The organism is Sodalis ligni (assembly GCF_016865525.2).
Lineage (GTDB): Bacteria > Pseudomonadota > Gammaproteobacteria > Enterobacterales > Enterobacteriaceae > Acerihabitans > Acerihabitans ligni.
On sequence record NZ_CP075169.1, the window covers coordinates 3,944,769 to 3,959,792 of the forward strand.

General features: G+C 44.5%; 7 protein-coding genes and 6 pseudogenes. 3 read left to right on the top strand and 10 right to left on the bottom strand.

Annotated elements, in window-relative coordinates; all coding sequences use genetic code 11:
- Position 1 precedes the first annotated feature (1 nt).
- On the top strand, positions 2-1,555 hold the full coding sequence (gene tnpC / locus GTU79_RS18395) for an IS66 family transposase (RefSeq protein WP_203523399.1): 1,554 nt from the start codon (positions 2-4) through the stop codon (positions 1,553-1,555).
- Between the two features lie 387 nt (positions 1,556-1,942).
- On the opposite strand, the pseudogene galE reads toward tnpC, so the two are convergent.
- The 6 genes and pseudogenes from galE to GTU79_RS18420 all read right to left on the bottom strand — a co-directional run bounded on the left by galE (position 1,943) and on the right by GTU79_RS18420 (position 8,730).
- Positions 1,943-2,958: pseudogene (gene galE / locus GTU79_RS18400) on the bottom strand (UDP-glucose 4-epimerase GalE).
- Positions 2,959-3,012: 54 nt separating this feature from the next.
- A complete protein-coding gene (locus tag GTU79_RS18405) occupies positions 3,013-3,903 on the bottom strand; it encodes a sugar phosphate nucleotidyltransferase (protein ID WP_203523401.1) in 891 nt (296 codons plus the stop codon).
- A gap of 82 nt (positions 3,904-3,985) precedes the next feature.
- Positions 3,986-4,108: pseudogene (locus tag GTU79_RS30670) on the bottom strand (phosphomannomutase); the annotation flags it as partial.
- A gap of 19 nt (positions 4,109-4,127) precedes the next feature.
- Positions 4,128-5,592: pseudogene (wbaP, locus tag GTU79_RS18410) on the bottom strand (undecaprenyl-phosphate galactose phosphotransferase WbaP).
- A gap of 341 nt (positions 5,593-5,933) precedes the next feature.
- Positions 5,934-7,288: pseudogene (gene cpsG / locus GTU79_RS18415) on the bottom strand (phosphomannomutase CpsG).
- A 20-nt stretch (positions 7,289-7,308) separates the two neighbouring features.
- Positions 7,309-8,730: a mannose-1-phosphate guanylyltransferase/mannose-6-phosphate isomerase gene (locus tag GTU79_RS18420; protein WP_214513243.1), complete on the bottom strand. Its 1,422-nt coding sequence runs from the start codon at positions 8,728-8,730 to the stop codon at positions 7,309-7,311.
- Between the two features lie 778 nt (positions 8,731-9,508).
- On the opposite strand from GTU79_RS18420, the gene GTU79_RS18425 reads away from it, so the two are divergent.
- Complete coding sequence (locus GTU79_RS18425) at positions 9,509-10,546, top strand: IS630 family transposase (protein WP_214513244.1); 1,038 nt, start codon at positions 9,509-9,511, stop codon at positions 10,544-10,546.
- Positions 10,547-10,771: 225 nt separating this feature from the next.
- Here the strand turns inward: GTU79_RS18425 and GTU79_RS18430 are convergent.
- Positions 10,772-11,434: pseudogene (locus GTU79_RS18430) on the bottom strand (transposase); the annotation flags it as partial.
- Between GTU79_RS18430 and GTU79_RS18435 the strand changes: the two are divergent.
- A pseudogene (locus tag GTU79_RS18435) lies at positions 11,395-12,232 on the top strand (IS5 family transposase). The pseudogenes GTU79_RS18430 and GTU79_RS18435 overlap by 40 nt on opposite strands.
- Positions 12,233-13,011: 779 nt before the next feature.
- On the opposite strand, the gene GTU79_RS18440 reads toward GTU79_RS18435, so the two are convergent.
- The 3 genes from GTU79_RS18440 to GTU79_RS18450 all read right to left on the bottom strand — a co-directional run bounded on the left by GTU79_RS18440 (position 13,012) and on the right by GTU79_RS18450 (position 14,969).
- The gene (locus GTU79_RS18440) at positions 13,012-13,635 is read right to left on the bottom strand and encodes a hypothetical protein (RefSeq protein ID WP_214513245.1); all 624 of its coding nucleotides are present in this window, start codon (positions 13,633-13,635) and stop codon (positions 13,012-13,014) included.
- A 658-nt stretch (positions 13,636-14,293) separates the two neighbouring features.
- Positions 14,294-14,629, bottom strand: coding sequence for a hypothetical protein (locus GTU79_RS18445; RefSeq protein ID WP_214513246.1), 336 nt, complete (start codon positions 14,627-14,629; stop codon positions 14,294-14,296).
- The gene (locus GTU79_RS18450) at positions 14,613-14,969 is read right to left on the bottom strand and encodes a hypothetical protein (protein ID WP_214513247.1); all 357 of its coding nucleotides are present in this window, start codon (positions 14,967-14,969) and stop codon (positions 14,613-14,615) included. The genes GTU79_RS18445 and GTU79_RS18450 overlap by 17 nt, the downstream gene beginning before the upstream one ends.
- Positions 14,970-15,024: the final 55 nt, after the last annotated feature.

Genomic DNA, 15,024 nt, shown 5'->3' on the forward strand with positions numbered 1-15,024 from the left:
CATGGATATCGACGCTCTGCTGGCCTCACAAAACCCCGATGAACTGCGCGCCCTGGCGTTAAAACTGCTGTCTGAAAATCAGGCACAGCAAGAAGTTACGGTAAAACTGCGTGCAGAACTGCAGCAGCGGACGACCTATATCCAGCAACTGGAAGAGGCGCTGAAAAATGCCCGCCAGTGGCGCTTCGGGCGTAAAAGCGAAGCCTTCCAGGGCGAACAGCGCGGGCTGTTCGATGAAGATATCGAGGCCGATGCCGCCGATATCGAACAGCAGTTGGCCACCCTGTTGCCCGAACCGAAAGCACAAAAACCGGCGCAGCCCAAACGCCGGCCGCTGCCGCCCGAACTGCCGCGCCAGGATATCCACCTGGCACCGACATCCGATAGCTGCCCGGACTGCGGCCATGCTCTGCGCTTCATCCGTGATGAAATCAGCGAACGGCTGGAATATGTGCCGGCGCGTTTTATCGTGCACCGCCATATCCGCCCGCAGTTCAGCTGTGAGCACTGCGACACCGTGGTCAGCGCGGCGCTCCCACCACAGCTGATAGAAAAAGGCCAGCCGGGTCCCGGTCTGCTGGCGCAGGTGGTGTGCGCCAAAAGCCTTGATCATCTGCCGCTCTACCGCCAGCAGGTCATCTATCAACGCAGCGGCGTCGATATCCCGCGCAGCACGCTGGCGGGCTGGTTCGGCGCGGTGGGCGCGGCGCTCAAACCGCTGGCCGACCGGCTCCATCACGACCTGTTGCAACAACCGGTACTGCAGGCCGACGAAACCCCGCTGTCTATCCTCGACCCCGGCAAGGGTAAAACCCAGCGGGGTTACCTCTGGGCCTATATCACCGCGCACAGCGCCGACCGGGCCATCGTACTCTATGACTGCCAGCCGGGGCGCAGCGGCCAATACGCCCGCGACGTGCTTAAAGGCTGGTCCGGCACCCTGGTGGTGGACGGTTATGCCGGTTACCAGGCGTTGTTCGACAGCGGTCAGGCCCTTGACGCGGGCTGTTGGGCGCACGCCCGGCGTAAGTTCTTCGAGCTCTATACCGCCAATAAAAGCCCGGTGGCCAAACGGGCCCTCGACAGCATCCGTGAGTTGTACAAACTCGAGCGTAAAATCAAACCGCGACCGCCGGATAAAAAGCGCCAATGGCGACGGCGCTATGCCCGACCCCGGCTGGAGGTCTTCCACCGGTGGCTCGTGTTGCAACAGCCACAGGCGGCGCCCAACTCAGCGCTGCGCAAAGCGCTGGACTACACCCTGAAACGCTGGCCGGCCTTACTGCGCTATCTGGATGACGGCCGGGTCCCCATCGATAATAACCGCACGGAAAATGTGATACGTCCGGTGGCCGTGGGCAGAAAAAATTGGCTTTTTGCCGGGTCGCTGCGCGCCGGGCAACGCATGGCGGCTATCCTGAGCCTGCTGGAAACCGCGAAACTGAACGGTCTTGACCCGTATATCTGGCTGCGGGATGTATTAACCCGCTTGCCTTCCTGGCCCAACAGTCAGATAAACGAACTGTTGCCCTACGCCGAAAATAGCTTCACGTAATCCGGGCGGGTTATCCGCGGCATCCTGCCGGCCCGCCACTCGTTGATGAAAGAGCACCACAAACGGGATCTGTCTGGGTGATGAAAAAGGGCCGGGCCCGACAGCCCGGCCAACAATATTAGCCTGCAAAAACAACCCGCTAATAATGCGTAACAGAGAAACAAAGTGAGGCTGTATCATGGCAGAGCATGCCTCAATGGTTCCATAACGGTTCCCTACATTGCCAAATCAATATTGTGGGGCACGGGAAACAGTATCGTCAGGACAATATCGAACGGCAAGGTGAGTTCGCCACTCGCTTACCTTATAGCGACAAAAAAGGACTGGATTTTTATCCGGTCCCTTTTGGATCACCATGCCGAAGCGAGACAAGGCTATACTAAATAATCAGTCTTTATAACCGTTCGGATTACTCTTCTGCCAATTCCAGGTATCGCGCATCATACAATCCAGATCCCGGGTCACCGCCCAGCCCAGCTCCCGTTTCGCCAATCCCGGATCGGCCCAAAACGCCGGCATATCGCCCTCGCGCCTTGGTGCGATAACGTAAGGGATGGTTTTGCCGGAGGCCTGCTCGAAGGCTTTTACCATCTGCAGCACAGACGTCCCCACCCCGCCGCCGAGATTATAGGCTTTAAAGCCTTTAAGGTTGGCAAGATGATCCATGGCTTTAAGATGGCCGTCAGCCAGATCCATCACGTGGATATAGTCCCGCAGGCAGGTGCCGTCCTCGGTGGGATAATCGCCGCCGAAAATTTGCAGCTGGTCCCTGCGCCCCACCGCCACCTGGGCGATAAACGGCAGCAGGTTATTGGGGATCCCATTAGGGTCTTCGCCGATACGGCCGGACTCATGGGCGCCCACCGGGTTAAAATAGCGCAACGCGATGATGGAGAATTGCGGCTCGGCTTTGGCGAAATCCGCCAGCACCTGCTCCACCATCACCTTGGAGGTACCATAAGGACTGGTGGTCCCCCCGATGGGCGAGGTTTCCACATAGGGTACCTTCGCATTGACGCCATACACGGTGGCGGAAGAGCTGAAAATAAAACGATGCACGCCGGCGCGGCGCATCTCTTCCAGCAGCACCAGGGTGCCGCTGACGTTATTTTGATAATATTCCAGCGGCTTATGGGCGGATTCCCCCACCGCCTTCAGGCCGGCAAAATGAATCACCGCCGTAATATCATGATCATCGAAAATACGCTGCAGACAATCCGGATCCCGCACATCGCCCTGATAAAAATAATATCTTTGTCCGTTAATTCGGACACCCGATCAAGGGAGACATCAGACGCGTTGCACAGATTATCCAGCACCACTACCTCATCGCCGCGCTCCAGCAGCGATAAAACCGTATGCGAACCGATATACCCGGCCCCGCCGGTGACAAGAATCGCCATAAGAACTCCTGAAGTTATTTAGCGCAACCCTATTTTCTTCAACAGAAGGCTATGCTACAGAAGGCTTTTGATCTTCTCACGGAAATCTTTGCCAAATTTTTCATTTCTCAGGCCATAGGTCACAAATGCCTGCATATAGCCCAGTTTACGACCGCAGTTAAAGCTTTTACCGGTGAGATACAGCGCATCCACCGGCTGGTGGTTCACCAGCGACGCGATGGCATCCGTGAGCTGGATACGGCCCCAGGCGCCCGGCTCGGTTTTTTCCAGCAACGGCCAGATATCCGCCGACAGAACATAACGCCCCACCGCCGCCAGATCGGAATCGATATTGGTCAGATCCTGGGGTTTTTCAATAAACGACTGAATCAACGCGCTGTCGCCGGGCTTGGAGACATCCTCATCACAGCTTATTACCGAATACTCCGGCAGATGCTCCCGCGGCATAGACTGCACCAATACCTGGCTGTGGCCGGTTTCATGGTAACTCTTCACCATGGCCGCCAGGTTTTCGCTGCGATTGTTATAGGTGGAATCATCCAGCAGAATATCCGGCAGTACCACCACGAACGGCGAATTACCCAGCATCGGTTTGGCGCACAGAATGGCATGCCCCAGTCCCAGCGGTTCGCCCTGGCGCACGTTCATGATGGTCAGGCCCTTCGGACAAATCGACTGCACTTCTTTGAGCAGGGTATTTTTTACCCGCGCTTCCAACAGGGCTTCCAGTTCGTACGAGGTATCAAAATGGTTTTCAATGGCATTTTTAGAGGCATGGGTCACCAATACAATCTCTTTAATGCCGGCGGCCGCGCACTCTTCTACCAGGTATTGAATCATCGGCTTATCGACGATGGGCAGCATTTCCTTCGGTATGGCTTTGGTGGCCGGCAGAAGATGCATGCCCAGGCCGGCAACGGGGATCACAGCTTTTAAAATTTTCATTCAGTAAGCACCAAATTGGTTAAAAAAAGACATGTATTTATAATACCTAGTTACAATGATAGCACCGAGGCAGATGTTATGATTACTCACTTCTTAACAATGTCAGCAAGGCTGCTGTTTTTTCGTGCATAAGCGTGGGATTGGCCCTGCTTTCGACGTTTAAACGGGCTGCAGGCTCGGTGTTTGAGTTGTTCAGGCAGAAACGGCAGTGTTGAACCGCTAAATTAATAAGCCCCATCGCGCTTCAAAACAACGTTGATTGTTTTGAATAAAATGGCTATATCATTCCACAAAGACCAATTCTTGACATACCATGCATCAAAATAGACACGTACATCATAATCAACATCATTACGGCCGCTCACCTGCCATAAACCTGTCATACCAGGCTTCGCCATAAGATAGTAATCAGCATCGCCAGCATAACGTTCCAGCTCTTTCTCAATGACAGGTCTTGGCCCAACCAGACTCATCTCGCCCCTAAAAACATTCCAAAGCTGAGGCAATTCATCAAGGCTGGTTTTTCTTATAAATTGACCAACTTTTGTAATACGTGGATCATTTTAAGTTTAAAATCTTTGTCCCATTCTTTCCTAGCTTCTTCATCATTTTGTAAAAGATGAGCAAGCACTTCCTGTGAATTTAGAACCATTGAGCGGAATTTTAGGCATTTGAATTTTTCCCGTTTAACCCTACCCGCTCATGGCCATAAATAGGACTGCCACCGTCCTTTGATACCTGATAAAGAATAAATATTATTACAGGCGATAAAAACAGCATGATCATTCCGGACCCAAAATATCAAACGCACGTTTTAGAAACCGTGAAGAGCGTTTTGCAAGGTTATTACTGACCCTAAGTATCATGACTTCATGACTGAAAATGAATGACATATCGGTACCGTACAAGGGTACGCCCGTAACGTTGGGATGACGGACACTGATCGGCAATCATGCTTAGCCAGATTTTTAACCAAAATCACGATAAGCATGCTGTTCGAATTCCACCGCAACGATAAATTGAGTGTTATCTGTATCAACCAGTGACCATAATTCTGATTCATTATTGATAACCTGCTTGTCAAGCAGGGTAGATTTGTCATGATTTTCCACTGCATAAAAGGCGATGACATCAAACCCTAAAATCTCTTCACTCTGTAAAGCTGCATAAGCGTCACAGGCGTTTTACCGGAACCAATTATAATAGTCTGTTTCTTCCAAATTCCAGCCCGATTTAAGGTACGCTTGACAATGGCACGACCGAGCGGGACCAATATGCTCGCTAAAACCCAAGTTAAAACCAAACATAGCGAGACAATTCCCACTTCGAAAAAGCCACGATAGCAAGATCTATAACAGAAAATATGATAATTGTTCTCAGCACTTCTTTTAATTCGAACCAAAATGGTTTTCTATATGTATAATGCCTGAGACGCGTCCAAAACCATGACACACAGACTACCGAAAGTATAATATGTGAATAATACCTAGCATGCATTTCCGACTTGGGAACAAAGGCATAAAGATCATCTGTCGTTAACTCTAATATGGATAAGGCCAAAACTAAAGAAATGCAAAGGAAAAATAAGTCAGAAAAGGCCAACGTTATCTTTCCCAAAATGCATGAAAAGAACTGTTTTTTACTCATATGATGCTCTTTATCATAAATAAATTTAGGCGCAACTGTCATAATATGAACCCACCATATGTTTTAAGCCATCACAAAATGTAAATCCATTATGACATTGACTTATCGTTATCGCGTCAATTATTTGGTCATCAGCGCATTCTTTCGGAAAATTCTATATCGTAAAAGAAATTTTTAACCATAAGCGTTTCGAATGCGGACCATTAACATTAAACAATGTTTAGTGACTTAATAAACTTCCCTGTATCTTAGCCAATATGACATTTTTATGCTTTGTTTTTATTCAGCTCTTGTAAAACAGTTATGCTATTAAGATAAATTGCATTCCTGCCCTGATCCTAAAACTAGGCCAAGCCATCATCTTTGATTACCTCTCAATAATGCTAATATGTCTGACGTTTTTCCTGCATCAATAAAAGATTATTCTTACTTTCAACATTTAAGCGCACCACCGGTTCTGTATTAGAACTACGGAGATTAAAACGCCAATCCTGAAATTCAAGACTTATCCCATCAGTATGATCTATCACAAGGGCTTCGGCAGAATAACATTCTAAAACCCGCTTAATGGCAGATTTTGGATCGCTCAGCGAGCTATTAATTTCTCCGGATGCGGGATATGCAGCCATCCTATCGTTCACCAACTGCCCTAATTTTTATTTTTAACGCTTAATAATTCAGCTACCAGTAGCCAAGGTATCATGCCGCTATCACAATAAGCAAAATCGCGGAAATAATGATGGGCGCTCATTTCGCCACCATAGATGGCATCTTCTTTACGCATCCGTTCTTTTATAAAGGCATGGCCCGTTTTAGACATAACCGGGGTACCGCCCTCTGTAGTGACGATATCCACGGTGTTCCAACTCAAGCGAGGATCATGAATAATTTTAGAGCCGGGATTTTTTTCCAGGAACGCCTGAGCCAAGAGCCCAACAATGTAATAACCCTCAATAAAATTGCCGCTTTCATCAAATAAAAAGCAGCGGTCGAAATCACCGTCAAAAGCAATGCCGAAATCCGCGTTTTGCGCAATGACCGCATCGGTAGTATCTTGCCGACATTCAGGTAGTAGAGGATTCGGGATACCGTTGGGGAAATTACCGTCAGGCTGATGATGCACCTTGATAAATTCAACCGGTGCTCCGGCAGCTTTAAACCGTTGTTCGATTGCGTCTATGACATGCCCCGCCGCCCCATTGCCAGAATTGATCACTAGTCGCATAGGATGAGTAAAATTCTTAAAGTCAATGTAACCCAACAAATGATCTATATAGTGATCTAGTATAGAAATTGTTTTATAATCGCCTCGTTTGGCTGGATCTATTGATGGGAATTTATTCGCTTCTGCCAGCAGTTGGATATCCCGCAGGCCGGTATCACCACTAATGGGTCTCGAACCTTCACGAACCAATTTCATTCCGTTATAATTAAGCGGATTGTGACTGGCAGTGACTTCTATTCCACCATCGACTCCCAAATAAAAAGTCGCAAAATAAATCTCCTCGGTACCACTAACGCCGATATCCAAGACATCAGTGCCGGCATCACGTAACCCGTTGGCTAATGACATTTTTAACGCCTCACTGGTTAGGCGTACATCACCACCCACAACCATAGTTTTTGGCTTAAGAAATTCACCGTAGGCTCGGCCAATCCGATAGGCAATATCTTCGTTGAGTTCTTCACCCAGTTTCCCGCGTATATCATAAGCTTTGAAACAAGTAAGCGTTGTCATCGTCTCGTTTCCCTCTGATTTTAAAAAAGGCCGTAATGATCTTTTATTCGAATAATATCGTCCTCGCCAAGATAGGAACCGGACTGGACTTCCAGTAATTCCAGCGGAATTTTGCCCGGATTCTCTAACATATGTACCGAACCAATAGGGATGAACGTGGATTGATTTTCAGTAATCAGATAGGTCGTATCGTCAAGCGTAACTTTGGCAGTACCTGACAGAACCACCCAATGCTCCGCACGATGGTGATGCATCTGCAGCGAGAACATACCGCCTGGTTTTACCGTTATGCGATTGACGTTAAACCGCTCTTCATTAACGACGACATCACAACGTCCCCAGGGACGATACGATTCACGGTGGCGACGAAATTCGCTACGGGTATTTTTCTTGAGATATTCGACGACCTTTTTAACATCCTGCACCTGAGATTTATCAATCACCAGCACAGCATCTTTGGTATTTACAATCACCAGATTATCTACGCCTACCGCAGCCACCAGTTTTTCATCTGTATTGATATAACAATTGGTGGTGTTATGCAGAAAAATATCGCCGGTAAGAGCATTATGGTTCGTGTCTTTATCATTTACTTCCCATAAAGCTGACCAAGAACCAACGTCGTTCCAGCCGGCATCCAGTGGAACCACAATCGCTTCTGCAGTTTTTTCCATCACGGCATAATCAACAGACTCATCCGGGCAAATAATAAAGGCAGCTTTTTTAACACGAATAAAATCCTGCGCGACATCCGGTTCCGGCGTTTCAATAGCTTTCTCACATGCGGAGAGGATATCAGGCCGAAATTTTCCCAGCTCGCTGAGGTATTCCGAGGCCAGAAACATAAACATACCGCTATTCCAATAGTATTCCCCACTGGAAACATAACCCAATGCCGTTGGAGCATCTGGTTTTTCTACAAATCGATGGACTTTATATACATTTTCACCGCCGCCATTTAGCGTCTCGCCTCGTTGTATATAACCGTAGCCGGTTTCCGGTCCAGTGGGCACTATGCCGAAGGTCACCAGCTTTCCAGAGGAAGCAAAAGGCAACGCCTGTGTAATGGCCTGATGAAATGCAGGGGTGTCATCGATGACATGATCAGCAGCCAATACCAATAGAATTGGATCATCGCCATTGGCAATGGCACTTAATGCGGCAAGGGCAATAGCAGGCGCGGTATTGCGGCCTATGGGCTCTAAAATAATATTATGGGAAAGCTGATTGATTTGACGCAATTGTTCCGCTACAAGAAAACGATGTTCTTCATTACAAAGAACTAACGGTTCTCTTATATCTAGTCCCCCCAGGCGAGATACGGTTTCTTGCAACATTGAAAGTTTGCCATACAGGCGCAGGAATTGTTTTGGATAGAGTTCCCGGGACATCGGCCATAAACGACTGCCGGCACCCCCGGCCATGATTACGGGAAGAATCATCGAAATACCTTATGCAAAAGACAAGACGAAAATTTAGATAGTGGTAATGCTAAATTCAAATTAATTTTTAGAATAAAATTTCAATGTTTCATACTCCAAGTTATAACAAAATTATTTTTAAAAGTATTCACCTAAACAGACTTATTAAATAATAATATTGGCAGCAAAATTTTGAACCATAAACATCAAAATTATATTCTAAAAATGTAAGACTAAACAGAAAAATAAAAATAATTTGCAAATGCAATCAAAAAAAAGCTATGGACTTACAATAAAATTGATATTTTTAGAACACAAACAACAATATAATAAATAATTTTTTGAAATTTGAATAATGTTCATATGTCACAAATAAACCTACAAAGTGGTCTCAGTGAGATGGGAAACTAACTTTTTAATTGAGGTAAGAGTATTGTAAACAAAGATTTTTTGTTTACAATCATAGCAACAAAATGATCATTAAAAAAACCATATACATTTAAATAGCTATAATAAAGAACGAAATTAAATGTATAATAGTTGGAATAGGAATATAACATGCACCCAAGAAAAAAAATTAATAAAACAAAAAAATATTCAAATTATTTTTTTATAACTCCTCAATGAGTGAGCATTTATATGTACCAATGTAAATCTGATTTTGCCTCATCGCTTTTCGTATCATTTCAGGGTGGATCTAAATAACTGCGCCTAATAGTAGATCACCGAAGGGAACTCAATCCGGTTTGAGCGATCTGATCAATCGCCAAACATCACAAATCACCAACCGGACTGAGTTATGCCGATCATAGCACCCATACCCAGAAATGAACGACGCCAGATGCAAAAAATTGTCCAGAAAACGGCAGATAAGAATCATGCCAGACGCCTTATCGCCATGTTGATGTTGCACCGGGGTGAATCGCTGACTTGCGTTGCTAAAACCCTATGTGCCGCCCGTTCTTCCGTCGGACGCTGGATTAATTGGTTCACGTTATTTGGTATTGAAGGCCTGAAAAGTCTACCACCGGGCCGTCAAAAAAAATGGCCTGTCGACGACATGCTGCGAATGCTCAATTTGCTTGTTCAGCGCTCCCCGCAAGATTTTGGCTATCTGCGCTCACGCTGGAGTACCGAGATGTTAACGATTGAAATTAATAAGTTATTTAACTCTACGTTGCATCCTGGCTCACTTCGCCGTTGGTTGCCAGGAGCCGGCATTGTCTGGCGCAGAGCGGCTCCGACCTTGCATATTCGGGATCCTCACAGGGAAGAAAAGCTGGCTGCAATTGATGAGGCATTGGCAAAGAACAGTGCTGAACATCCCGTGTTTTACGAGGATGAAGTTGATATCGATCTCAACCCAAAAATCGGCGCGGACTGGCAGAAAAAAGGTCAGCAGAAACGCATCCCTACGCCGGGTAAAAATGAAAAACATTACCTTGCAGGTGCGCTGCATGCTGGAACGGGCAGAGTGGATTACGTGAGTGGAACACGTAAAAACTCAGGCTTGTTCATCGATATGCTATGCCAGCTGAGAAGCACGTATCGCAGCGCCAAAACGATCACCCTTATTGTCGATAATTACATCATTCACAAAAGTAAAAAGACATTGAAGTGGTTGAAGAAGAATCCAAAATTTATTCTTATTTATCAGCCGATTTACTCGCCATGGGTGAACAAAATAGAGCTCTTATGGTTAGCATTACACGAAACGGTGACCCGCAATCATCACTGTAAAACAATGTGGGAGTTACTAAAAAATGTCAGACAATTTATGAAAACCGCATCACCTTTCCCAGGCAACAAACCTGGACTAACAAAAGTGGAGCGGTAATAGGCGCAGTTATTTAGTAACTAAATTATTACTACCACGACGATGTACTTAGTTAGCCGCAGTGCCAAAGCGCCCAGTCAAATGTAGATTCTCTAGGGTGTGTCCCGTAACTATTTTTTGTACAATCGGACGCATGGTTTAACCACAAAAAGTCCTTTAATTTGGCTCGTTACGATTTCCCTGATGACGGCGGCTGTCAAGGATGTTGGCACCCTTAGTCATTTTTTATGCTGCATTTTCCAGCGCTGTTTCCGGTTTGTCCGGATTCAACATCACCACTTCGACGCGCTGCCATTGGCGACAGTGTTTTGACCACCGTTCCGGGTTGGCCCTTTGGGCTGATTCATACAAGGCTTTTCGGTTTGCCAACAGGGCAATGTCATGCCCCTGATGGCGTTGTTCCGGCGTCACATAACCGATAGCGCTATGCCGGTGCTCTTCGTTGTACCATCGGCTAAAATACTCAACCCATTGTCTTGCTTCATCCAGGTCCAGGAAGCCCGATGACGGCCACGCCGGAACATATTTCAGCGTCCTGAACAGCGATTCCACATACGGGTTGTCGTTACTGACCCGCGGCCGGCTGTGCGAACCGGTGATCTGCAGTTCTTCCAGTTTGGCTTTCAGCGTTTGGGATTTCATCGGCGCCCCATTATCGGCATGCAACACCAAGGGCTGCCGGTAGCACTGTTCACGCAGCACGGTACGCTGCAATAGTGCGGCGGCCTGGTCACCATTTTCTTCTTCGTGAACCTCGTAACCGACGATTTTCCGGCTAAAGATATCTTCTATCAGATACAGATAAAAATACCGGCCACGGACTCGGGAAGCCATCCAGGTGATGTCCCATGTCCACACCTGGCGGGGATGACGCATGGGCGCTGATCTCCCCCATGTTGCCAGCTGAAAGAGGTTCTTCCCGAGGTGGGCGCCCTTACTTTGCGCACAGACACGTTATGAATGGCATATTTTGGGTACTTTGTTCAGGTGCTCCTTGGAGAGATTTACCTGAACGTTATGGTCACTGGAAAACGATTTACAACCGATTTAACCGGTGGTCTAAAGCTGGGATAATGAACAGTATTTTCAATAAATTACTCCAGATTCTGGACGAAAAAGAGTTAGTTGACTGGGATGTCATCGCGCTTGATGGCAGCAACATTCGTGCCCTGAAAGCGGCTGCAGGAGCAAAAAAAAACATCCCGATGAACTCAACGATCATGGGCTGGGTCGCTCTCGCGGCGGCTTTGGCACCAAAATCCATCTGGCGACAGATGGCACAGGATTGCCATTAAGTTTCTGCCTGAGCGGCGGACAAGCCCACGAAAGTCAATATGCGAAAGCTTTACTCGACCGGGTCGGCGTTATTCATAAAAGTGGGTGCCTTAAATCTCGACCAAAAGCCGTACTGGCGGATAAGGGATACTCAAGTAACAATCTTCGTATTTATTTGAAAATAAAAGGAATAAAATCGGTTATTCCTTTTAAATCGAATGAAAAGGCCAATCAGGATGGACGTCGAAAACCCGACACACGACTGTACAAAAACGCAATGTCGTGGAACGTTGCTTTGCGATGCTAAAGAAAATCGTCGTATTGCAACACGCTCAGAAAAACAGCGAGAAACTACCTGAGCATGCTAAAACTGGGGCAATCAGGTTGTTCTTAAAGCGGTTGTTAAGTTAAGGGACACACCCTAGTTCGAAAAATTCCATCATTGTCAAGCACAATATTGTTTGTAATTGGCGCAGGATAGAATAATTTGCCTAATGACACTCCACCCCAATCTGCTCCCCTTGCTCTGCAGTTAACCAGATACCAAGAACTGACCGCTAGCTCCAAGTCGCTGTATTTATAGACGCTGATGCAACCGCAATAAGGTCCGTTCGTTGAGGTTGATTTTTTAGCGCCTTCTAAGTACTGGGACGGCATGGAGACATTCGCAATATATATCTATTGTGAAAAATGCAGTGGTTTCGGTCTCACTATGTGAGAAGATTTGGAGGTTAATTTGTACTGTCCCCAGCGCGCTATTTCCGTCCACAAAGAGCCAGTTGTTAGTACTCTCAATTTGCCTGATTACGCCATTGATAAAAGAAAACTCTGATATTTTTACACTAACGCTCTTCAGGTGACAGATATATGGTATAGAGGAGAACATTTAGCAAGTGCAAGAAATATACATGCCAGTTATCTGCGCCACATAACATCTTACCACTGTCAGCTTACAATATTTATAATAAAATATCACGTTATCCTTAAACTGAAAAATGTTAAAATTTTGCTTAACCGAAAGACAAGATTTCAGAAATTATTATTTAGAGAAAGCACTATTTTAGTGAATACCGATATTCGGTATAGTACTTATATTCTCTGTATAAAAATCAAATTGGTGTATGGATAAATATTTTATTAAAAAATTTTCGAAAAATTTGAACCATTTATTTTATCAATTGGACATAATATTAGCCTCCAATCACCCGCAATATTTTGTGGTAGAAAAGTAATTGAAAAATCTTTGAATCGTTAGTAACCGTAATTACCCTCTTTACTACAGTTAATTGTTTGCCATTTAGAACTCTAATAAGAGAACAAGCCAATTTCAGAGGATGGTTTATTATTGGCAAAACAGCAATATCGATATTAATTTTTCCTAATTTTCCTAGAGCAGGAGTCCGAATTTTTTTTATTATAAAAGAATTTTCATCTTCTACAATCAAAGAACTTATATTCGACTCTAGTGCAGCATTTCTAGATAAATTATCTCCACTTGACCATGTTGCTAGAATACTAGTGGATAGTCCATTGTCACTTGTGAAATTTCCTTCAATTGATTCAGCAAAAAATTGCAATGGGTCCGATATAAATCCAATTCCACGTAGATTAGATACAGATTGAACAATTTCATTGTTAATGGAATCATTGCCAGATGCATAAAAAATTATTGCAAAATTATCAAAACCAGGCAATTCAGTTATCCGTGAGTCAAATTCCAATACTAATGGATTGATCCCACCACCGATATGATTATTAGACCAAGTAAGACCACTTATTTTATTTGTTAATGAATAAATAATACCGTTACGCATACCAGATATTCCATTAAATAAATTACCTGAAATATCTGTACCAGAAACATAACCAAAATTTATTTTTCATAATCTGGTAATGACAAGCTTCTGGGTTTATCTTGGTCTTCTAATGGGCTACAAATTAATATTCTCAATAAATCTTTGCTAATTAACTCATTCCCAAATTTATTACTAGTAATCCTTAGCCCTTGACCAGAATTATTGAATTTTTCTGATGGTATAATCCAAATATCTGCGCAATTACTTTTGCCCCCACAAAAAAAATTCTGAAATATCCATGCGTTGTTTCCTCCCCTTCCTAATTTTATTTTATATTTAAAACCAAAAACTCATTGTTACTTATATTAAATGAATCCGTTAGGCCAACGAAGGCGATCGCAATCGCTTGGCAAGATTTATCAATAAATTTACAGTTTGTTATCTTTAGATTTGGCATATCTGATGAATTGGATGATATGCAGTTAGTAGATTGATTGGCAAATATACAATCGGTTACTACAAAATTTTGTCTGACATTGGGTGCATTATCTAAAATTTGAAATATGCCTTTGCCTCCAATAAATGAAATATTTGATAATAATAATTCACTACAATCAGTCATGCTTATAAAAAATATCACTTGTGACCTTTAAAACAGTTTTGTTTCCCTCGCCCTTCATAAAAGAGATTTGGAAAAATTACTCCCTTTGTTCCGAATAAAACCACTGCCGTTATATAAATATTCACCCAGACCCCATCTAATCTCAATACCATCAAGCTCAAGGTCGTTAACATTCTCATCTATCTTTTTATAAAATATGCCACGACTCATTGCAAATGATACACAATTATCTATTTGTTTGGTGCAATCTTTCTCAGGGATTATTCCAAACCAACCGACATCAACAAAATCCTCAATCCTACGCTTCCAACAAGAACCATCTTTTCCAATTATGATCATTCCTCCATCATCAGTAGATGACTGGTCTTCTCTATCATAGTAAAAAACCACTACCTATATCTTTTGTATATTCATTCTTGCTATCATAATTATAATAACGATTAACATAGACTTGCCGTAAATTACCTGTTGGTATGATTTCACGCAATTCATTGATGGTTTCACAAAAATTAAGAAATTTCGATAAATTTAACTCATGTATTGCTGAAAAAATTATCTGTTTTGTTTCCTCGGTGATATTATTTTTATCGACTAAGTTTACACTTGTACTAGTATTATTTGCGATGACTGGAAATTGAGTAGCGACACCTTTTCTAACATAAAACAATCCCATCAGTGTTGATGGTAACATCAATCTCAAAAGCATGCGGCGACATAAGATCAGTTTCATATTTTAGAGCCTAATGTTACATGCTAACACAAAAATTATGAGTGAACAGATAATA